This is a genomic window from Pseudomonas khorasanensis (genome assembly GCF_014268505.2).
GTDB classification, from domain to species: domain Bacteria; phylum Pseudomonadota; class Gammaproteobacteria; order Pseudomonadales; family Pseudomonadaceae; genus Aquipseudomonas; species Aquipseudomonas khorasanensis.
Window position 1 is genome coordinate 642196 of sequence record NZ_JABWQP020000001.1, and the last position, 19642, is coordinate 661837.

A 19642-nucleotide genomic window follows, 5' to 3' on the forward strand; every position below is an offset into this window, starting at 1 on the left:
CACGGCCCATTCACGCAGCCATTTTCTTTCAATCCGAAACTGTCATATTTCGTTTCACTCGCCTGCCCATAGTGACCAGCCCAACGTCGATTTCATGAGGCTGCACTGTGTTCCAACGTCTTCTGTGTTCGCTGTCCGTTCTGAGTCTTTCCATCACCGCTGCCCACGCGGCCGAGCCTGTGCCGCTGGACACGCCGCGCTTGACCGGCATCGACAATTTCCGCGATGTCGCCGGCACCGACACGGCCTATACCACCACCCACAACGGCACGATGCGCAGCGGCGTGTTCTACCGCTCCAACGCGCTGACCCCGTCGGCGGCGGATCTGGTGACGCTCAACGGCCTCGGCATCAAAACCATTTACGACTTGCGCACCCCCAGCGAAATCGCCGCCACGCCCGACACGATGATCACGGGCGCGGCCTACCGCAACATCGACATCATCGGCAGCACCACGTCCGGGTCGAACATCACCGACATCTCGTTCAACAGCGCCGCCCAGGCCGTGGCGATGATGGAGGAGACCAACCGCGCCTTCGTCAGCGATGCCGGCATGCGCGGGCAGTTCGGTCAGTTGTTCAACGAACTGGCGAGTGTCGATGCCGCGCAGTTGTTTCACTGCACCGCCGGCAAGGACCGCACCGGCTGGACCGCCGCTGTGTTGCAGAGCATCGCCGGCGTCGATGATGCGACCATCATGGCCAACTATCTGGCGACCAACGACTACACCGCCGCCCGCGTCGCCGCGACCTTGAAAGCCCTGCCACCAGCAATGGCCGCCATCTACGAGCCGCTGCTCGGGGTGCAGGCCAGTTACCTGCAGGCCGGCCTCGATCAAGTCGCCGCCGAGTACGGCAGCATGGACAACTACCTCAAGCAGGGCCTCGGTCTGTCGCAGGAAACCCTGTACGTCTTGCGCGGCAAACTGGTCGAGTACAACAGCTTGCCTGGTCAGGCGGGGCTGATCGGCAACGCTGCTGCCGGCGCCGAGATGCTGCGCCAATTGCAGAACACCGAACTGTCCGGCACCTACAGCGCCTACAATTATTATCTGCAATCGGCCATCGACGCCGGCACGTTGGGCGGCGTGGAATCTCAGGTCGGCGGTCAGGTTCATGCTGACGCGGCCAGCTACCTGCTGCGCCAGAATGCGATGATCGAACAAGCCGCCGCACCGTTCGCCAGCGGCACAGACTTGAAAGTCGGCCAATACCGACTCTGGAGCACCGCGCTCGCCAGCTACCTCGGCACTGATGGCTCGGCCCATGCCGAGAGCAGCAACGAACACAGCCAGGGCCTGATGGTCGGAATCACCCAGCGCTTCAGCGAACAACTCAGCGCGCGCGGCGGCTTCGGCTACAGCAAGGGCAGCGTGGGCGGGGCGGGTGGCGAAGCCGACACCGACTTCACCTTCCTCAACCTCGGTGCGCGTTACGGCTTCACCAGCCTTGAGCGCGGCCTGTTTGTCGACGCCAATGCCAGCGCCGGATACGTCGACTACGACAGCCAGCGCGACCTCGGCGGCGGGCTCGGCACGGCGAAGGGCGATACCCACGGCAACCTCACCGGCGCGACCCTGGCGCTGGGTTATCGCATGCCGCTCAACGGCGTGATTCTCGAGCCGAGCCTGGGTTTTCGTGTCAGCCATCTCGATCTGAAGGGCTTCCAGGAAGAGGGCAGCGAACTGGCGCTGGACGTGGACAGCCTGCAGCAAACGCGGCGCAGTGCGGTGGCCAACCTCGACGTGTCATTCGCACCGGTGACGATGGGCGCGTGGCAGTTGGTACCGGGTGTCCGCGTGGGTTACGAGCGTGCGCTGGGCGATCAGCAAGTCGACAGCGAAGGTCGCCTGCTGGGGCTGGATATCGAACAGCGCGCGGCGTTCGACAACCGCGATCAGTTCAGCGGCGGCGTCAACCTCATGGCCAACCTCGGTTCCCTGAGCGTGGGCGCCGAAGTCGGGGCCAGCGGTGGCGGCGACAGCCATGGCTTCAACGGCGGGCTCAAGGCCAGTTACGCCTTTTAAGCGAAGAGAGCCCGGCACGTCGCCGGGCTCTTCAGTTCAAGCGTGTTGAGCACGGGAGGACTGTTGCGTACGTGCCGGCAGCACGGCGGACTCGGGCAACGAGGCGATATGCACCGTGCGTGACGGGAAGGCAAACGTCGCATCCAGCTCCGCAACCGCTTCCATGATTGCCAGATTGATGCGTTGCTGCACGTCCATGTAGACGTTGTAGCTGGCGTCCAGAACGATATACACCGTCTCGAATTCCAGCGCGCTTTCACCAAAACTTCGGAAATGGCAGCGATCGAATCGGGCCTGTTTTTCACCCGTGATGATGCTTTCAACGCGGCGAGTGATCTGGCGAATCTGCTCGGTCGTGCATTCGTAAGTCAGGCGAAACTCGAACACCACCCGACGCTCCTGCAGCCGTTTGTAGTTCTGAATGGTGCTGCCGATCATGTCGGCGTTGGCCATCACGATTTGCTCACCGCCCAGGCTGCGGATGCGCGTGGTCTTCAGGCCGACGTGCTCAACCGTACCGGCAAGCGTGCCTACGACGATGAAATCGCCCACTTCAAAAGGTTTGTCGACAGCAATCGACAGCGAGGCGAACACGTCGCCCAAGATGTTCTGCACCGCCAGTGCCACCGCGATACCGCCCACGCCGAGGCTGGCGACAAACGCGGTGATATTGACGCCCAGGTTCGACAGCATCGCCAGCAGGATCACCGCCCACAACAGCACCTTGACGCCCCACAGGCTAAGCGTCGCCAAGGCACTCGCCTGAAAGGTTCCGGTCGCGTTATGCCGAGAGAAATAGCGGTGGAGCCCAAGCGCCAGTGCCCGGTTCGTCCACAGGCCCACCTGCAACGCCGCGACCACGAACCACAGGCTGCTGACGCGCCCGAGCCAGCGCTCCGGCAAATCCAGCAAACCGATCCCGACCAGAATCGACGCCAACAACAGCAACGTGGTGCTGGTTGCCGCCAGCACTTCGCTGGCCATGTACGTCAGATGACCATTGCCAGCGCTGGCTCGGGCCTGCACCTTGCGGAAAGCAAAACGGATCGCCGTCGTGGTCAGCAGGTAACTGAGCGTCGCGGCCAGGAACGCCACGACCCAGTTAGCCAACGAGATGCCTAAAATCGTGTGCGTTGTGAAAAAACCTATGAAATCCTCAGTCATCGAAACCTCCTTTCGAAGCCTGCGACGGCGCCAGCACCGAAGCGCAACGCCCGCCGCAGCCAGGTAAACGCCGCTTGAACCGGCTGCGCCGTCAAGTGGCCTGTCTGGGGTTAGTTGCCTTGAGGTTCCTGCTGTTCAATCCAATGCGGATTTTGCCGGATGGAATGGTCAACGCCTGGCTTTCAACTCCGCCGGGCTCACGCCATAAGCGCTCTGAAAATACTGACAAAACCGCCCGACATTGCTAAAGCCAAAACGCAACGCCACTTGCGTCACCGACCCCTCGTATCCCTGCGCCAACGCCTCATACGCCAGCTGCAAACGCACCTGCCGCTGATACGCCACAATCGGCATCCCGACAAAGCGCCGAAATCCTTCCTGCAACGCGCGCTGGCTGACATGACCCAACCGCGCCAGATCCACGCCACTCACCAGTTGTTCCGGATGCGCCTGAATAAACTCCATCGCCAACTTCACATGCCGCGGCGCCACGCACGGCGCGGGTCGGCGCAGCGCTTCAGTGAAATTGTGCGGCCACGCCTCCAGCACCGCATCGATCAACATCTCGCGCAACCGCGACGGCATCAATGTCCCGCTATTGATCAGCGCATCGAACTCGGTGCCCGTCGCCAGATCGATCAACGCCTTGAGGCCCTGAAACGCCGGCACATTGAGATCCACGCTGGGCTCAAAGACGATCTTCTGCACGACCGGTTTTTCCAGCAGCGCAGACAAGCGCTCGGTGAGCTGATGGCGATTGATCGAAATGCCGTGATGCGCATGATCATCGACGAAATGCATCGAACGGATATCAGCCTTGTCGATCGCAAGTCCAACGTGCGACATGCCGATTGACTCGGTGGCGTGGTTGAAGATGATCTTGCCGGCGGTGGGAATGACGAAGGTGATTTCGTTTTGCAGGTCGGGGAGGGTGACGGTGAAATCGCCGTGGTAATGCATCCGCCGGAAACTGACCCCGTCATGCCGCCCGTAGACACCGCCAATGATGATGTTGGAGGGCGGAGGCGGGGTTTCGGCGTAGCGATTGCCAAAAATTCTGGAGAAGAGGGCGCCGAAGTCGGAGGAGGTCAGGTTATCGGAGCGGAGGATGATTCTCGGGTGGCTTGGGGATGCAGTTGCGTTAGGCGGCATTTTGGAATGCGGGCTCGTGGGTTAACGGTAAAGACCGGTAGAGCGTAGGCGATGGGCGTGACGGTCTGGTGACAGGGCCTGGGGCATCGTTTACTTCGGACCCATAGCTGCGGTTCGTGGCGAGCAGCTATTGCCTGCTTATCTCATGGTTCAGTCACCGCATAGACGGGTCACGCCTTCGCGTCAACAGAACTTCCCCGATTCCTTGAACTGCTCGGTCGCCTCAATCAGCGCGCTGATAATCCCCGGCTCCGAGGGCGAGTGCCCGGCATCGTTGATGATCTTTAGTACCGAGTCAGGCCAGGCCTTGTGCAAGCGGAAAGCGGAGTTGGGCGTGGCGATCATGTCGTGCCCACCCTGGATGATTTTGCACGGGAGGTGTTTGATGGCCTCGATGTTATTGATCAGTTGGTCTTCCTCAAGAAACAGACGGTTTTTGAAGTACCAGACATCGAGGCGTCCCATGCCGGTACTGGTTTGTTCGTCAGCGGCTTGCTCTTCGACGCCGTCGGGGTCGTGGCGCAACAATGAGCAACTGGCCGAGTAGCGGACCCAGCCGCGAATGGCTTCGCCGCTCAATTTTTCGTCGTCGCCGGTCATCCGATCGAGATAAGCCTGCAGCAGATCCTCGCGCTCCTCTTCGGGGATAAAGTTGACGAAATCCTCATGGGCACGCGGGAAAAACCGGCGCATGCCGTGGATGAACCAGTCGATTTCATCTTCGGTGCCAAGAAATATGCCGCGCAGGATGAAGCCCAGGCAGCGCTGCGGATGAGCATCGCCGTAGGCAAGAGCAAGCGTGGTGCCCCATGAGCCGCCGGTGATCAGCCAGCTTTCGATGTTCAGGTGCTCGCGCAGTTTTTCCAGGTCGTCGACCAGCGCCTGCGTCGTGTTGTTGCGCAGTTCTCCCAAGGGCGTCGAGCGAAGGGCGCCGCGTTGATCGAACAGCACGATGCGGTAGTAATCCGGATCCCAAAACTGACGCTTGCCGGGCGGAGCGCCTTCGCCGGGGCCGCCGTGCAAATACACGACCGGAACGCCGTCAGGGTTGCCGCTTTCTTCCCAATAAAGAGTGTGGATTTCATCCACCTCCAGCATACCGCTGCGTCGTGGTTCTTCGATGGCAGGGAACAGGTTGTAGGTGACTTCACGGGGGGCTTCCATTGTTCATCCTCACGAGTTAGCTAATGCGGGTGCCTGAAAGTTTCGACCTCGGCACGCGGATTGATGGAGGGCCGCACGGTGTAGACGTGTGAGGTCTCGAGCGGCCCTGGATAAAGGCATGTTCGTGTTCATCGGCCTCGCAGGCCACGCGGGGAGGTCAGGACATGCTCCAGCTGCGGTTCTGCCAGCGCCATGTGCATCGCCAGATCCTGTGCCTGCTCCCATTGCAGATCGGGGCGTAACCAGACCCGCGCATCCTCGGCAGTAAACGCCAGCAAGCGTTGCTGTCTGGTGGAGCTGTCGTCGTGCGTGACCAAGGCGAGCCCGTCACAGCCATTGAAGTTTTCACTGGCCTGCGCCAGCGCCGCGAGATAAATCGGCCCGCTCTGGCGTGACGTGGTGTAGCTGAGGCGGTGGTTGTTTTTTGATTGCTCGGGTTCGCAGGCTTCATACCAGCCGTCAACGGCGATGAGCATGCGACCATCGCGCTTGACCCGGTCGAACACCCTCGAACGCATCACCAGATGCAGCGGCAGATGAGTCATCGGCGGCATCGTTCCCATCGACCAGAAAGGTTTCCACCCCCAACGAACCTTGATGCATTCCAGGACTCCGTCGCGGCTGCGTATGGCGTTGACCTGCATGTTTGGCTTGATCACGTTTCGGCTGTCCTGCGGTTCGTAGGTTCGGTGCAGGCTGCTGTCCCCCACGTCAATTGCATCCCCAATATTCTGGCTCTGCGCTCCGGCAAGCAACGCTTCGAAACCCTCGGCTACATCATGTTGAACAATGTACTCACACATCGCGAAAACTCCTGGCAGTAGCACTTCAAAGAATCCGCCGCGTCGTGTCTTATCAATTTTTACGGATTGAATTCGGCGGATCATGTAAATGCGAGCCGAGGTGTCGCAACGTGGTTCGAAACTCCTTCGCGTGAGCAGACGAGCGGAAAAAAAGCTGAATTTCATCCACTTACGTGACCGCTCATCGGACGGTGCCGTTTGAGAATTGAGGTGAACGCGCGATCTGTTTGTCGTCAGTCAGGCAGGTCACGAGCATTTCAGGAGGGCAGCCATGTCAGCTAATCCAGACGAATACAGGGAGGTTTCTGATCGCCCCGAATCAGCCTCCACCGAGGCCGGTCAAGTCGACGTCGATTGCCTGATTGTCGGCGCCGGCCCGGCAGGCCTGACGACGGCGGTTTATCTCAGCCGCTTCCACCGGCGAGTCGTGGTCGCCGACGGCGGGCAAAGTCGTGCGAGCCTGATTCCGCTTTCGCACAATTACCCCGGCTTCCCGCCAGGCATATCGGGTAAAGACTTGCTCGACCGATTGCGCGAACAGGCGCAGTCATACGGGGCGGCAATTGAAGCCGGGCGCGTGGAAAGACTGCTCAAGAACAGCACCGGTTTCGTAGCGCAACTCAACGGACGAACGCTGAGCGCGCGCCGCGTGGTGCTGGCAACGGGAATCGTCGACACGTTGCCGCAGATGGATCGACCCTACGATGGCATTGCACAGTCGATCATTCGGCTATGCGCCATCTGCGATGGTTACGAAGTCAACGGCGACAACGTCGCGGTGTATGGCGAAGCACAGTGCGCCATTGATCACGGGCTGTTTTTGCGCAACTTCACCGACCGCGTGACGGTGCTGGCCGAGGGTGACAGCGAAGCGTGTGAGGAAGCGATTGCGGCAGCGCGGCGTGCCGGGATACGTCTGATCAACGACCGGGTCGAGAACATCGAAGTGAGCGAGGGCAAAGTCCTGGTGAAGGTGTGCAACGGCGAAGCGTTTTGCTTCGATATCGTCTACCCGTCGCTGGGCTCGCAATACCGATCGGAGCTGGCGGTGCAACTGGGCGCAGAGGTAGGCGAGGAGGGCGCTTTGCGCGTTGACGACCACCAATGCACATCGATAGACGGGCTCTACGCGGTCGGGGACGTTGTGGATTCGCTCAAGCAGATCAGCGTCGCTACAGGCCAGGCGGCAGTCTGCGCGACTGCAGTGCATAACAGTCTGAAGGTGCGTTTGTGGGATCGGGCACGGGATGAAAGAACGGCTCGGGAGACTGCTTGAGTGACCCAAAACCGGTAATCAAGCGACATTCAAAGCCTGAGCCCCCGAAACTCTGCGACCCAATCAGACGCGTCTTACAGGCGAAGGCCCGCAGAAGTGGCGGCTGTAGCCCTGTTATTGGCCTGCGATGAGGCTACATACATTCCCGGCAGTGAGTTCAACATTGATGGAGGTTTGCTGGCGGGGTCGGCAGCGACGCCAGTGGTATTGGATGACAGCGAAACCTGAAAGCTGCCCGTACGAATGGCTGCAGTTGGCCGGATGCGGACGGCCGTTAGCGCCGCTATCGGCCGATGGCAACCGTGCACGTTCGTCTACACAGGAACACCTGATCGTCGCTTCGCCTGGACAGACCATGCCGAGGTTGTGCGCTGGTTCACTTCGGGTTTGCAAGCATGTGTTGTTTGGTGTCGTGGTCGATGATATCGCGAAGCGCCTCGAATAGAGGCGCAGCATCTGTGTATTTTTTCCCATAGGCAAGATTGAATTCGTAATCGAAGTCAGGTGGGTTCTTGCCTTGGTTGTGCTGAAGCATTGTTTCTAACTTGTCTAGCGCCTTGACAGCTACTGCTTCTGCAGATGACGCATTTTCGTAGTCATCCCAAAGCATCAATATCTCGGTTCTTAGTGTTTCATCCAGGGCTTTGGTCAAAAGCAAGAGATCGCTTCTCTCTTGCTCGCTCTTGTTGGGAAACGAACCTTTATTGACAGCGGGAATGTCGCCACTAATGGCCTCTCCCAAATCATGGATGACGCACATCTTGAGCATTTTCAGTCTATCGAGACCGGTCAGATAATCCCCGAACACAATAGCCATCAGGCACAGGCGCCAGCTATGCTCTGCCGTGCTTTCGGTGCGCCCGGAAGAGGTGTGCGCGCTTCGAAGTACATCTTTCAGCTTTTCTGCCTCGCGTAGAAAATCGAGACGCCCTTTGATTTCGTCGATGTCCATCAACACCTCTTGCTCAGTTGGCGAACAGGGTGCTGTCCACCTTGCTTACGCCAGACTAAATCTCAAGTTACCTAGCGTCCACGCATAAAATATGCAGGGCGATGCGGTCAGAGCGACTCAACCAAACGCGCTGTTGTTCCGTCAGAAAGAGGCATACGTGTCCAGCGACATAGGCTTTGACTGATCGGAACGGTGGGCGAATCATTGTTGCCCGTTAGAAACTCCAGCGCTGGTGATGCGAAGGCTTCCCGCCACCCCGACTTATCCAGTTCAGCTTCCTTGCAAATAATATTTGGCGTAGCGAAGCGCCATAACGAGCTACCCAGTAGCTCACTGACAGGCGTCGCGAACTGGGCTGCGCGCGAAGCTGAACAAGCAAGCAAACGGTGCGTCAAATCGCAAATGAGATGAACTGGGCGTGAGCTTTCACGAACCAATCTGCCGAGCGCTTGGTCAGCAGCCGCAGTGAGACGAGCGGCCAACAATTTCTCAAGCTTTTTCTGTGCGAGGGGATCCAAAGCCAGTACGCCACTCTCCCACCGTGAGATAGTCGATTGGGTGACGCTGAACAACTCCGCTGCATAGGACTGTTTGACCCGGTGTAACAGGCGCCATTGCCTTAGCATGAAGCCGGGCAGGGCAGGATTTGGCAAGATGTCAGACATTTCGTATTTGGGGCAAGGGGAAGGGCTGACAAGTCTGATCCATGCCGCACACGCCTGCAAATAGACGCGGAGTTCATTCGGTCGTACCTGTCCGAAACCTCAACGTAAGTTTTGTCGAGCTGGGCACGACGCAAAGCGCAGAGGTTATGCACCCCGGTTGATGGCTCTTAATCGTAAGCGAACTGGTCGATCAATCCGAGACGCGGAACATGTGTTTTTGGCCACAATACAGCGCCCGGCGCGATCACTGCGTTTGCGCCAATTTTACAGCCGTCACCCACTAGCGCTCCGAATTTGGTAGCGCCTGTTTCAATCACATGATCTTCGTGGCGGATTTTTATGGAAGCCCCGTCCAGTTCGTTACGATAATTGGCGATGATCGCACCGGCTTCAATATTGACCGCCTCGCCAATCAATGAATCGCCAACGAAATTGAAGTGTGCAAGCTTGCTGCCATCCAGCATGAAGGTACTTTTCAGCTCACAGCTGGGGCCAACAATGCAGTTTTTCCCCAGATACACACCGCCACGAAGGTAAGCGCCCGCCGCTACGAAACAGCCCTCGCCAATGATAATTGCGCCCTTCAGAACGGCTCCTTGCTCAACGACGGCGGTTTCATGTACGGCACAGTCGCCTTGACGCCGATAACCCGCGCCGAGCGTTTCAAGCAATGCCATGATCCGGGTCTCGCATTCCTGAGTCACCGTCCAGGCGGCAGTCGAATCCACGCCCAGCAATGGCCATTTAGCGATGTAATCATTGATGTTGGGTAACTTCATGAAAATATTCCGTTTGAGTGCGGTGTTCGGGAGTCGTTAAAAGTACTGCCGGTTCCCGATTGTTGTACCTCAGGCATTCTCCTCAATCCTGCGCACATCGCCCAAGGAATCACGCTGCATCGACTGCAAATTCTTTTCGATGGTTTCGCAGAGCGCTTCCATCTGAATCTGGTGTTCGCTGTGGCGAAACGGGCTTTGGAGATCGGTGCCGATGCGCTCGATGGCCAGCAACATAAACCCCACCACGGTCGAAGCCAGTGGTGTGAACCAGCCCAAGGATTCCACCAGCCCCACTGGCACAATCAGACAGAACAGCGAAATAAACAGGCGCGGAAAATACACATAAGGGTAGGGCAGCGGCGTATTCGCGATCCGCTCCATGCCGCCCTGACTGTTGGACAGGTCCACCAGCGTCGACTCAAGCCGCGCCAGGCGGATACTGTCCAGGCGTCCGGCCTTGTATTCCCGAGCGAGCAAGGTCGCCGAGCCTGTGAGGATATCGTTGGCAAAGTTATTGGTCGTGCCGCTGCGGGCAAATTCGTCGGCGGGAATAAACGCCCGTACCTCGTCGGGGCAAGGGTGGCCTTGCAGATGCGCGGCGAGGCAATTCACATAGGCGACGTGGCGGCGCAACAGGGTTGACTTGACCGGATTCACCTCGCTGTCGCCATCGTCCAGCAACGTCAGCACCTGACGGGCGAAGCTGCGTGAATTGTTGATCATCGACCCCCACAGCGTCCGCGCTTCCCACCAACGGTTGTAGGCGCTGCTGTTGCGAAAACTGATCAACACCACCAGCGCCGAGCCGAGCAAGGTCAGCGGCATCAGCGGCAGGTTCAGCTTGGCGTTGAGAAACAGCATGAAGTCCACGGTGACGGCGATGTCCCAGAGCAACAACCAGAACAAAGCCCAGCCCACGTAGCCCATGGTCTTGATGATCAGACGGTACTTTCTGACGATGGCAGCTTTCAAACGGAAACCTCGTATCGAGCGGTTAGCTTAAACGCTTAAGCTCGGACGATACTTGGGGAGAAAGGTTCGGTTGGCGATCGCTGCGCAACCGCGATCAATGCGGTAGATGGAATGGGCAAGACAGCATTATTGCCTGCCATTTCCCTGACGTGAGCAATTACTGCTGCCTGTTCCGTATCGGTCAGGCTCGTCCAGTCGGGCGACATTCCAAACAGTGTGTCCGGGTTGTCGAGCAACTTCACATCCAGCTGATAGGCATGTGTCACGCTCTCGATGACAGGATCCCGGAATCCGGCGGCAATCAGTTCGCGGGAGAAGTCCAATGGGTTGCTCAGCGCTTTTATTGCCGCGGGCATCGGCATGTTTTCGCGGTCCGGGAAAAGCTTTCGCCTGACATTCCCCAATAAAAGAAACGTCGCCGCCCCCATCTCTTGCCACGTTGCGACAATGCCATAGCCCCCGATAGCAGTGACGCGGTGCATTTCGGCCAGGCCCTTGCGCCAGTCAGGAAACATGATTACACCGAAGATCGAGAACGTCGCGTCGAAGCTTGCATCTGGCAGATCCAGCGATTGGCCGTCCATGACCCGGGCCTCCACATTGGGTAGTCCTGCGTTCTGCACACAAGCCACCATGGCGGGGGAAAAGTCCGTTGCCAGCACCTGTGCGCCGGTTCGTGCGGCTGCCAATGCAAGGGCTCCAGTGCCAGTGGCGACATCCAGCACGCGGCTTTCCGGCGTTAGCGAGATCCGTGCGAGCGCCGCCTCTGCGAAATAGGCAGTGAAGGGGTGCGCCGTTTTCTGATAGTGCTTTGCTGCAGCGTCCCAGTGATCAGGATTCTCAAATTCGCGCATCGCGCTGTCCTCAAAATTCATGTAACTTTACAAGTATCATGAGTCGGTGCTTTCTGCCAAGCATCAGAACAAAGGGGCAAACGATGCGTCACGACAACCGTCTTTCGCGAATGCTACATATCCTCGTGCACATGGCGCGGCACGGTGGGCCAGTAACATCGGAACGGATAGCCGCGATGCTTGGAACGAACCCGGTCGTTGTTCGTAGAACATTGTCTGGCTTGCGGGATGCGGGCTACGTTCGTTCGGAGAAAGGGCATGGTGGAGGCTGGGTGATCACCTGTGATCTTGAGCAAGTGACGCTACTGGACATCTATAAAGCGGTGGGTCAGCCCTCGCTGTTCGCCATCGGCAATGAGCATTCCAACCCCGACTGTATGATCGAGCAGGTGGTCAATCTTGCGGTTGACGACGCACTACGAGAAGCAGCGTCGGTGCTGGTGGAGCGGTTTCGCACGATTAGCCTGGGTGAACTCAATCGCTTGTTCGATGAGCGTCGTGCTGCCGGCCACGACGGTTCCATTTCATAATGAGGCGCCTGAAGAGCCGCCGCGCAGGCTGAGTTGAGAGGGACAGTCGTCCCAAGCCTTGCTGAAATCGCGACGGCTTGTCTCAATCAGCGCCTGCCAGGCTAGCCAGCCAATTGTGTCGTTCATTTCAGTGACCGCTTTCGGCCCAGGCTGTGTGAAAACGGCTTCGGTGGGACGCGTCGCCGGTTTATCAAAAAATGCGGTGGCTTGTAGGCGCTCCCGCTTTTGTGCAAGGATTCGCTATGACTCAATTTATTCCAAGCAATCGCCATCATCATCACGGATCTCGCTCAGGGTGCCGCGGTTGCGTACGCTCATCGATTAATCAGAGTTCGAAACATCGATTCTGACCACTCAGTGAACCAAACCAAGGCGCCAATGGCGCCTTTTTTATTGCCTGTAATTGGAGATTATGAAAATGACTATGCTTCGTGGAACTCGAATAGTGACTGGGAAAGAAGCTGCAATCATGCGTGAGATAGAAGGCCGTTTTCGGAGCTATCTTCATCAATGCTGGGGCTGAAGAGGCCATAGTTCCTGCGCTATGGGGCCAGGACACTTTTATTGAGAAAACCGGCGGGAGTGAAATTATCGGACAAATGTGGGCCTTCAATGACAAGGCCGGACGTCCTTGTTGCCTCATCCCAGAAGCAACCGCGCTGTTTCAGGAGCGCAACGATGTGCTTCTCGGGTCACGAGAAGAAGCGATGTTTTTCTATGTGGCGCGATGTTACCGGTATGAACGACCCCAAGCCGGTCGTTATCGCGAATTCACTCAACTGGGACTCGAAATTCTTAGTCCCACACCAGCACAGGCTTTGGCGCGTAGCCAAACAATTTGCACTGGCTTTCTTGATTCGCTGGGACTGGAATATGAACTCAGTCTCGCAGTGAAGCGTGGACTAAGTTATTACCTTGAGGGGAATGGCTTCGAGGTGCGTTGTCCCGTATTGGGCGCACAACAACAAGTTGTCGGCGGCGGTGCCTATCGAGAAGGAGCTGGGTTCGGCATCGGACTTGAACGGTTGGTGCTGGCCTCAGGAATGACTCGGAGTCTGTGATCTTTAAGGCGCCTCCACCAGGAGGCGCTTTCAAACCAGACAGGGTGAAATGGTCTTGGCTTGTCTAAACTTCTTTCGTCGAGATCGTAGCGGGGGCGATCATGAAGCGATTCATTGAAGGCGAGGCCCGGACGCAAGTGACTCTGCTGCCGGAGTGCCTGGACGATTAGGTAACCGAAGAAAGTCCAGTCCGAGTGGTCGACGTTTTCGTCGATGAACTCGACCTGGGCGCACTTGGGTTTGAGGGCGTCGATCCTGCTGCAACGGGTCGTCCGGCCTATCATCCAGCGGTCTTGCTAAAGATCTATATCTACGGCTATCTCAATCGGATTCAGTCCAGCCGCCGGCTTGAGCGTGAGGCCGAGCGCAACGTCGAGTTGATGTGGCTAACGGGGCGTTTGGCCCCGGACTTCAAAACCATTGCCGACTTTCCCAAAGACAACGACAAAGCCATTCGCAGCGTATGCCGCCAGTTCGTAGTTCTTTGTCGCAACCTCAATCTCTTCTCCCAATCGATCATCGCCATCGACGGCAGCAAATTCAAAGCCGTCAATAATCGCGACCGCAACTTCACTCAGGGCAAGGTGAAGGCACGCATGCAGCAGATCGAGCAGAGCATTGATCGATATCTGGCGGCGATGGATTCGGCGGATCGGGCAACGCCCGAAGTGGCCGAGGCCAAAGCAGAGCGGCTTAAAGAAAAGATAGAAACACTGAAAAAGCAGATGCAGATACTCAAGGACATCGAGGCGCAGCTCCACGAAAGTCCAGACCAGCAGATCTCCCTCACAGACCCAGATGCACGCTCAATGGCTACGAGCGGCCGAGGCACCGGAACGGTTGGCTACAACGTACAAACAGCTGTCGACGACAAACACCATCTGATCGTTGCCCATGAGGTGACCAACGTTGGTAATGATCGTGGGCAACTGAGCAATATGGCGAACCAAGCGCGTGAAGAAATCGAGGCTGAATCGCTAACGGTGGTGGCCGACCGAGGCTATTACAAAGGTCTGGAAATCCTTGCTTGCGAGCAAGCCGGCATCACTACCTTCGTATCGAAACCCCTCACATCTGGCAGCAAAGCCGAAGGCCGATTTGGTAAGCAGGACTTCATCTATCGTGCGGCGTCGGACGAGTATCGATGCCCTGCGGGACAGTTACTAACCAGGCGGCATTCGTCGATGGAAGACGGCATGTTATTGCATTGTTACTACTTTTCGGGCTGCCAGTCCTGCTCAATGCAAAAGCAATGTACGACGGGTAAGGAGCGCCGTGTGAAGCGCTGGGAACATGAGGCTGTAGTCGACGCGATGCAGGTTCGGCTAGAACATGACCCGGGGAAGATGAAGGTTCGCCGCCAGACTGTTGAACATCCTTTCGGAACCCTCAAGTACTGGATGGGGAGTACCCACTTCCTGACCAAAAACCTGCCGAGGGTGAGCACTGAGATGAGCCTTCATGTGCTCGCCTACAACCTCAAACGAATGATGAGCATCTTCGGCATCCCAGGACTGCTTAGGCGATCAGGGCGTGAACCAAGCCGCTTGGCCGTTCGTGAGCGACTGTTTGGGTCGCTGACGCGGCCCAAACGGCAATACGAACGCCTATGCAACTGATCAAGGAAATTCGCGCTTCCGTCCGCTGATTCCAATGGCATCGTCGCGACTTTCAGTTTGCGACGTATTTAGTGCGTTTTCACACAGCCTGGGCCGGAAGCGGACAGTCACTTAACGCATTTCTTATGCATGTTGCGAAATTCAAAATCCGATTTGGGAGTCGCAAGGGGAAAAAGGGCGGGATTAACCCGCCCCATTTTTTAGCTCCGCACGAACGCCAGCAGATCCGCGTTAATCGTCTCGGCGTTGGTTGTCGGCATTCCATGAGGGAAGCCCGGGTAGATTTTCAACGTACTGTTTTGCAGAAGTTTGGCCGACAAAACCCCTGCATTTTCATAAGGCACGATCTGGTCATCATCACCATGCATTACCAGGACGGGGATCTTGATGCTCTTCAAGTCTTCGGTGAAGTCGGTCTGAGAAAACGCCACTATCCCGTCATAGTGTGCCTGTGCACATCCCATCATGCCTTGTCGCCACCAGTTCAACACAATGCCCTCGGAGGTCTTTGCACCCGGGCGGTTATAGCCGTAGAAAGGCCCTGCAGGAACGTCGTGGTAAAACTGTGCCCGGTTGGCTTTCAGTTGTGCCTGCAAGTCGTCGAACACTGACTTCGGCAGGCCGCCAGGATTGTTCGGTGTCTGGACCATCAGCGGTGGCACGGCACTGATGATGGCCGCTTTCGAGACTCGGTCTTCGCCATGGCGAGCGATATAGTGAACGACTTCGCCTCCGCCGGTGGAGTGCCCGACGTGAACTGCGCCTTGTACACCCAGGTGATCAACTACAGCCGCGACGTCGTCGGCGTAGTGGTCCATGTCGTGTCCATCCCAGACCTGGCTGGATCGCCCGTGACCGCGCCGATCGTGTGCTACCACCCGGTAACCGGCACCCAGGAAAAAGAGCATTTGCGCGTCCCAATCATCCGCACTCAGTGGCCATCCGTGGTGAAAAAAGATGACCTGGGCATCGCGTGGCCCCCAGTCCTTGTAGAAGATTTCAACACCATCTCTTGTAGTGACATACCCCATGTTCGTATCTCCTGAATGAAGTGGAGGCCTTCATCGAATCGCGTCGATCATGGCCTTGAGTTAACAGAATGCAGCCCTCCGGTAGGCAGTTCAGAGTGCGTTGTGCTGGATTAGGCGCCGCTTACTCACGAACGCCATGACGACCAAGTCACACGTTGCGCTTGGCCGCCCGATGACTTTAGGTTTAAAGTCAACTTTAAGGTCAATAGATTTTTCAGGATGAGGTATGAGAATAGGCGAACTGGCGAAAATCAGCGGACTGGCACCGTCACGCATCCGTTTCTATGAGGCCAGTGGCTTGATTAGCTCCGTTGAGCGCAAGGCCAATGGCTATCGGGACTACGCGCCAGATACCGAATGGGTATTGGAACTCATCACCGGCGCACAAGCGGCAGGTTTCTCATTGGAGGAGATTCGGCAACTGATGCCGATGAGTGCCAGTGGCTGGCGGCACGACGAGTTACTCACTGGACTCAAGCAAAAGGTGGAAGAAATCAGCGTTCTGCAGGAGCGGCTAGCGCAAAACAAAGCTCAACTTCTGCTCGTCATCAAGGGCATCGAAGATAAACCCGAGGGCATGGCGTGTGGGGATAATGCTCAAATGCTGATAAATCGTCTGCGTGAAGAGGGGGTTGGCAAAGCTTCAGATAGGCCCGCGGTAACGTCTTCTACAAAAAAACACACCCGTCAGGCTTCCGGAGCCTGACAGGCGCAAAAGGTCTCAGCGCTCGCCAATCAGGCTGGCGAGTGGCTTGGGCGCATAAAGCGCACTCTGGAACTCTGGCACGTATTCGTACTTCATCATTTTCCCCAGCTTTAGGGCACGGAGGTAATTCGACAAACTGCCGTCGCCCAGCGTGAGGGTGGCCGAATCAGCGTCGCGGCTGGAGCCGTGACTGAGTTGGCGGGAAACCGCATACCCGTATGCCAGTTGGCCCTGATGATCGAGATTGGTGAAGCTGCTGGTGACGACATCGACATCGCGAGAGAGGTTGTCGAGTTTCTTCGCTTTGAAGGACACGTCGACTTTTCCGGTCTGGCTGTCGGTGATGTCATAGACCACAGATTGGGCATCTTCTTTGCGGTCAATACCGGTCAGCCATTTAGGCAGGTTGTAACCGACGACACCGCGCACCCGTGCAAGCTCGGTATTGACCGGCAGCTTGAGCACATAGCCCCAGAAGTCGCCAGACATCGACTGGCCAATCAGTGTGAACGGACCCAGATTGGCTTTGCCTGGCTTGTTGGTAATGATCGACACGGCCACTTCGTTATAGGCGTCGTTATCACAATGCTCATAGGTGTACGCGGTAAACGCAATCAAGCCGCGACCCGGCCAGATTTGCAGGGGGTGTACGGTTGCCAATACTTCCGGCGGCATCAATGCCCGAAGTGCGTCCAGGTCGGCCGTGTAGACAGCCGTTACCCGACTGTTCTGGTAATAAAAGTTCGGAGAGTATGACTCGAAGCCAATGTCTACCTTGTGCTTTTCCAGTCCTTTGAACCAGCTCAAATCAACACCCGGCAGTTCTGCTGCAATCACCGACAAGGGAGGATTCGAGCGATAACGGTCGTACAAGCCGCCCTTGACGACCGGCACTGTGTGGCTTGCGATATCGATTGTGTTGGTTTCAGTCGGGCTGAGCATTTCAGGCGTCCCCGCCAACGCATGGTTGGCAATTGAGCTGAACAGCAATCCTGTTAATACGGCGCTTGCGAGTTTCAATCGGTCTTTCTCCGGGTGGTGGGAACTACTTGAGGGTTCAGCGAGCTACGTTGTCGCCCGAGAGCACCGCCATCACGGCTTCAGCTACGGCTTTGGGCGATTGAGGGTTTTGGCCGGTGACAAGCCTTCCATCAGTGATGGCGAATGACGTGAATGGCAGCCAGCCCTTGCGGTACCGCGCACCTTGGCTCACCAACTTGTCCTCAAGGAAGAAGGGCACCTGGCTTTTCATGCCGGAGAACAGCTCTTCGCGATCAGAGAAGCCGGTGATGTTCTTCCCTTTGATGATCAACTGGCCTTGTTCATCCTTCAGATCCAACAGACCCGCAACGCCATGGCAGACGGCCGAGACGATGCCACCCTGGTTGTAGATAGTTTCGGCGACACGCCGCAGGTCGGGATTATTGGGGAAGTCCCACATCACCCCATGGCCCCCGGTGAAGTAGATGACGCTGAACTGGGACGGATCGACATCGGCGATCGGCAGTGTGCTTTGCAGGCGAGCGCGAAAGGCAGGGGACTGCAAATGCTCTCGGGCGGCCTTGTCCATGTACAGCCAACCGAGGCTGCGCTCATCTAGAGGCACCGCACCGCCTTTGGGACTGGCAAAAACTGTGCTGTAGCCAGCTGCCTCCACTACGTCGGTGAAATGCGTCAGCTCAGTCAGCCACAACCCCGTCGTATCGGTTCGTGAGGGATAGCTGGAGTGGTTGGTCAGAATCACCAGAATTTGGCGATTCTTGGCAGTCATTGTGGAAGGGGCGGTGTCAGCATTTGCAAATGTCATGAAAGCGCTACCTATCAGTACCAACGCATAAGAAACAAAGGTCTTGAACATCATCCGGGCTCCATCAATCAAGCAGGTCGGCGCATGCTCACCTTAAACCTCGCTTTAAGGTCAACCCCGCCGCTGCAAATAATTTCCACTGGTAGCTGCTCACTTCAACTTGACCCTCAACCTGACTTTAACGCTAGCGTCTGATGCTGCATGAGCAAGGCAATAACGCTCGTCACTAATCCACTCGGGAGCCATGCATGAGTCAGCAAGACAACCTTGATACGCAGATGAAATGGATGATTTACGAATGAACGTGCGCGGGCGGCGGGCGTGGTCATTTGCCCAGGCGTCGGTTTCGATGTGGTCCCTACGGACTGTGTAGCCGCTGCATTGAAAAATGCGATGCCGGATGCCACGCATCTGGCATTGGATTTTGATTCACGCTCAAGTTTTTCGCCCGGTACTGCTAAGACTTCAATTGAGGGTATGGCGCAGGGTGGCAAGGTTCGCCGTGACGGCAAAATCACCTCGGTGCCGCTGGCCTACCGGGTGCGTCGCATCGACTTTGGTGACGGAGAAAAGCTGGCAATGACTATTCCATGGGGCGACGTTTCCACTGCTTGGCACACCACCGGCATTGCCAACATCGAAGTTTTCATCCCTGGCTCCGCAGGCATGATCCGCGGCGCCCGGTTTGCTAATTGGATTCGTCCGTTGCTGGGTTTGTCGTTCGTGCAGCGACTGCTCAAAGCACGAATTGGACAAACGGTGGTCGGCCCAGATCAGGAAAAACGCGCACATCAAGGCACTTATGTTTGGGGCGAGGCTCGCAACACCCGTGGTGAATGCAAAACCGCGCGCCTGCATACCGCGAACGTATACAGCCTGACGATCAGCGCTGCATTGGCGGTGGTTGATTACCTGTTGCAAATGCGACCGACTGGCGGGGCTTACACGCCCGCATTGTTGTTAGGTGCTGATCTGGTGACGCAATTGCCAGGATCTGGCGCGATGAACATCGACTGATTCGGAAAAAAGATGTTGACCTTAAAGTTGACTTCAATCTTAAGGTAGCCTCATATCCAATTG

18 protein-coding genes and 2 pseudogenes are annotated in these 19642 nt (G+C 57.1%); 8 read left to right on the forward strand and 12 right to left on the reverse strand.

Annotated elements, in window-relative coordinates:
* The first annotated feature begins 107 nt into the window (after nt 1–107).
* Nucleotides 108–2027, forward strand: a complete 1920-nt coding sequence (locus tag HU727_RS03125; protein ID WP_186528233.1) for a tyrosine-protein phosphatase — start codon at nt 108–110, stop codon at nt 2025–2027.
* A 36-nt stretch (nt 2028–2063) separates the two neighbouring features.
* On the opposite strand, the gene HU727_RS03130 is transcribed toward HU727_RS03125, so the two are convergent.
* The 4 genes from HU727_RS03130 to HU727_RS03145 all read right to left on the reverse strand — a co-directional run bounded on the left by HU727_RS03130 (nt 2064) and on the right by HU727_RS03145 (nt 6475).
* The gene (locus tag HU727_RS03130) at nt 2064–3191 is read right to left on the reverse strand and encodes a mechanosensitive ion channel family protein (RefSeq protein WP_186528234.1); all 1128 of its coding nucleotides are present in this window, start codon (nt 3189–3191) and stop codon (nt 2064–2066) included.
* 168 nt (nt 3192–3359) lie between these two features.
* Nucleotides 3360–4343: a helix-turn-helix transcriptional regulator gene (locus tag HU727_RS03135; RefSeq protein WP_186528235.1), complete on the reverse strand. Its 984-nt coding sequence runs from the start codon at nt 4341–4343 to the stop codon at nt 3360–3362.
* Between the two features lie 183 nt (nt 4344–4526).
* Nucleotides 4527–5507: a prolyl aminopeptidase gene (gene pip / locus HU727_RS03140; RefSeq protein ID WP_186528236.1), complete on the reverse strand. Its 981-nt coding sequence runs from the start codon at nt 5505–5507 to the stop codon at nt 4527–4529.
* A gap of 128 nt (nt 5508–5635) precedes the next feature.
* Nucleotides 5636–6475 (reverse strand): SOS response-associated peptidase family protein, encoded by an 840-nt coding sequence (locus tag HU727_RS03145; protein ID WP_186528237.1) that lies wholly within the window; start codon nt 6473–6475, stop codon nt 5636–5638.
* Between the two features lie 106 nt (nt 6476–6581).
* Here HU727_RS03145 and HU727_RS03150 point away from each other — a divergent pair, with 106 nt between their 5' ends.
* Nucleotides 6582–7586, forward strand: coding sequence for an NAD(P)/FAD-dependent oxidoreductase (locus HU727_RS03150; protein ID WP_186528238.1), 1005 nt, complete (start codon nt 6582–6584; stop codon nt 7584–7586).
* Between the two features lie 78 nt (nt 7587–7664).
* A pseudogene (locus HU727_RS25935) lies at nt 7665–7814 on the forward strand (short-chain dehydrogenase); the annotation flags it as partial.
* Nucleotides 7815–7962: 148 nt separating this feature from the next.
* Here HU727_RS25935 and HU727_RS03155 read toward each other — a convergent pair.
* From HU727_RS03155 to HU727_RS03175, 5 genes are all read right to left on the reverse strand, one after another.
* Complete coding sequence (locus HU727_RS03155; protein ID WP_186528239.1) at nt 7963–8538, reverse strand: HD domain-containing protein; 576 nt, start codon at nt 8536–8538, stop codon at nt 7963–7965.
* Nucleotides 8539–8645: 107 nt separating this feature from the next.
* Nucleotides 8646–9203 carry a helix-turn-helix domain-containing protein gene (locus HU727_RS03160; RefSeq protein WP_186528240.1) on the reverse strand — a complete coding sequence of 186 codons (558 nt, stop codon included), beginning with the start codon at nt 9201–9203 and terminating at the stop codon, nt 8646–8648.
* A 167-nt stretch (nt 9204–9370) separates the two neighbouring features.
* Nucleotides 9371–9982 (reverse strand): LbetaH domain-containing protein, encoded by a 612-nt coding sequence (locus HU727_RS03165; protein ID WP_186528241.1) that lies wholly within the window; start codon nt 9980–9982, stop codon nt 9371–9373.
* A gap of 69 nt (nt 9983–10051) precedes the next feature.
* Nucleotides 10052–10954: a bestrophin family protein gene (locus HU727_RS03170; protein WP_186528242.1), complete on the reverse strand. Its 903-nt coding sequence runs from the start codon at nt 10952–10954 to the stop codon at nt 10052–10054.
* Nucleotides 10955–10989: 35 nt separating this feature from the next.
* Nucleotides 10990–11808: a class I SAM-dependent methyltransferase gene (locus HU727_RS03175; RefSeq protein ID WP_186529225.1), complete on the reverse strand. Its 819-nt coding sequence runs from the start codon at nt 11806–11808 to the stop codon at nt 10990–10992.
* 83 nt (nt 11809–11891) lie between these two features.
* Between HU727_RS03175 and HU727_RS03180 the strand changes: the two genes are divergently transcribed.
* The 3 genes and pseudogenes from HU727_RS03180 to HU727_RS03190 all read left to right on the forward strand — a co-directional run.
* On the forward strand, nt 11892–12338 hold the full coding sequence (locus tag HU727_RS03180; RefSeq protein WP_186528243.1) for an Rrf2 family transcriptional regulator: 447 nt from the start codon (nt 11892–11894) through the stop codon (nt 12336–12338).
* A gap of 500 nt (nt 12339–12838) precedes the next feature.
* Nucleotides 12839–13399 carry an ATP phosphoribosyltransferase regulatory subunit gene (locus HU727_RS03185; RefSeq protein ID WP_080943288.1) on the forward strand — a complete coding sequence of 187 codons (561 nt, stop codon included), beginning with the start codon at nt 12839–12841 and terminating at the stop codon, nt 13397–13399.
* 101 nt (nt 13400–13500) lie between these two features.
* A pseudogene (locus HU727_RS03190) lies at nt 13501–14922 on the forward strand (IS1182 family transposase); the annotation flags it as partial.
* A 296-nt stretch (nt 14923–15218) separates the two neighbouring features.
* Here HU727_RS03190 and HU727_RS03195 read toward each other — a convergent pair.
* Nucleotides 15219–16049 (reverse strand): alpha/beta fold hydrolase, encoded by an 831-nt coding sequence (locus tag HU727_RS03195; protein ID WP_109756468.1) that lies wholly within the window; start codon nt 16047–16049, stop codon nt 15219–15221.
* Nucleotides 16050–16275: 226 nt separating this feature from the next.
* Here HU727_RS03195 and HU727_RS03200 point away from each other — a divergent pair, with 226 nt between their 5' ends.
* Nucleotides 16276–16755, forward strand: coding sequence for a MerR family transcriptional regulator (locus HU727_RS03200; RefSeq protein ID WP_186528244.1), 480 nt, complete (start codon nt 16276–16278; stop codon nt 16753–16755).
* 15 nt (nt 16756–16770) lie between these two features.
* On the opposite strand, the gene HU727_RS03205 is transcribed toward HU727_RS03200, so the two are convergent.
* Both HU727_RS03205 and HU727_RS03210 read right to left on the reverse strand, forming a co-directional pair.
* The gene (locus tag HU727_RS03205) at nt 16771–17697 is read right to left on the reverse strand and encodes an acetoacetate decarboxylase (ADC) (protein WP_186529227.1); all 927 of its coding nucleotides are present in this window, start codon (nt 17695–17697) and stop codon (nt 16771–16773) included.
* 115 nt (nt 17698–17812) lie between these two features.
* Nucleotides 17813–18616, reverse strand: a complete 804-nt coding sequence (locus HU727_RS03210) for a type 1 glutamine amidotransferase domain-containing protein (protein WP_186528245.1) — start codon at nt 18614–18616, stop codon at nt 17813–17815.
* Between the two features lie 339 nt (nt 18617–18955).
* Here HU727_RS03210 and HU727_RS03215 point away from each other — a divergent pair, with 339 nt between their 5' ends.
* On the forward strand, nt 18956–19579 hold the full coding sequence (locus HU727_RS03215) for a saccharopine dehydrogenase family protein (protein ID WP_264081967.1): 624 nt from the start codon (nt 18956–18958) through the stop codon (nt 19577–19579).
* The last annotated feature ends 63 nt before the right edge of the window (nt 19580–19642 follow it).

Bases quoted from the DNA above. Each gene is read 5' to 3' on its own strand.
- HU727_RS03130 (WP_186528234.1), bottom strand. From the start codon at position 3,191: ATGACTGAGGATTTCATAGGTTTTTTCACAACGCACACGATTTTAGGC.
- HU727_RS03135 (WP_186528235.1), bottom strand. From the start codon at position 4,343: ATGCCGCCTAACGCAACTGCATCCCCAAGCCACCCGAGAATCATCCTC.
- pip (WP_186528236.1), bottom strand. From the start codon at position 5,507: ATGGAAGCCCCCCGTGAAGTCACCTACAACCTGTTCCCTGCCATCGAA.
- HU727_RS03145 (WP_186528237.1), bottom strand. From the start codon at position 6,475: ATGAAATTCAGCTTTTTTTCCGCTCGTCTGCTCACGCGAAGGAGTTTC.
- HU727_RS03150 (WP_186528238.1), top strand. From the start codon at position 6,582: ATGTCAGCTAATCCAGACGAATACAGGGAGGTTTCTGATCGCCCCGAA.
- HU727_RS03155 (WP_186528239.1), bottom strand. From the start codon at position 8,538: ATGGACATCGACGAAATCAAAGGGCGTCTCGATTTTCTACGCGAGGCA.
- HU727_RS03160 (WP_186528240.1), bottom strand. From the start codon at position 9,203: ATGTCTGACATCTTGCCAAATCCTGCCCTGCCCGGCTTCATGCTAAGG.
- HU727_RS03165 (WP_186528241.1), bottom strand. From the start codon at position 9,982: ATGAAGTTACCCAACATCAATGATTACATCGCTAAATGGCCATTGCTG.
- HU727_RS03175 (WP_186529225.1), bottom strand. From the start codon at position 11,808: ATGCGCGAATTTGAGAATCCTGATCACTGGGACGCTGCAGCAAAGCAC.
- HU727_RS03180 (WP_186528243.1), top strand. From the start codon at position 11,892: ATGCGTCACGACAACCGTCTTTCGCGAATGCTACATATCCTCGTGCAC.
- HU727_RS03195 (WP_109756468.1), bottom strand. From the start codon at position 16,049: ATGGGGTATGTCACTACAAGAGATGGTGTTGAAATCTTCTACAAGGAC.
- HU727_RS03200 (WP_186528244.1), top strand. From the start codon at position 16,276: ATGAGAATAGGCGAACTGGCGAAAATCAGCGGACTGGCACCGTCACGC.
- HU727_RS03205 (WP_186529227.1), bottom strand. From the start codon at position 17,697: ATGCTCAGCCCGACTGAAACCAACACAATCGATATCGCAAGCCACACA.
- HU727_RS03210 (WP_186528245.1), bottom strand. From the start codon at position 18,616: ATGATGTTCAAGACCTTTGTTTCTTATGCGTTGGTACTGATAGGTAGC.
- HU727_RS03215 (WP_264081967.1), top strand. From the start codon at position 18,956: ATGCCGGATGCCACGCATCTGGCATTGGATTTTGATTCACGCTCAAGT.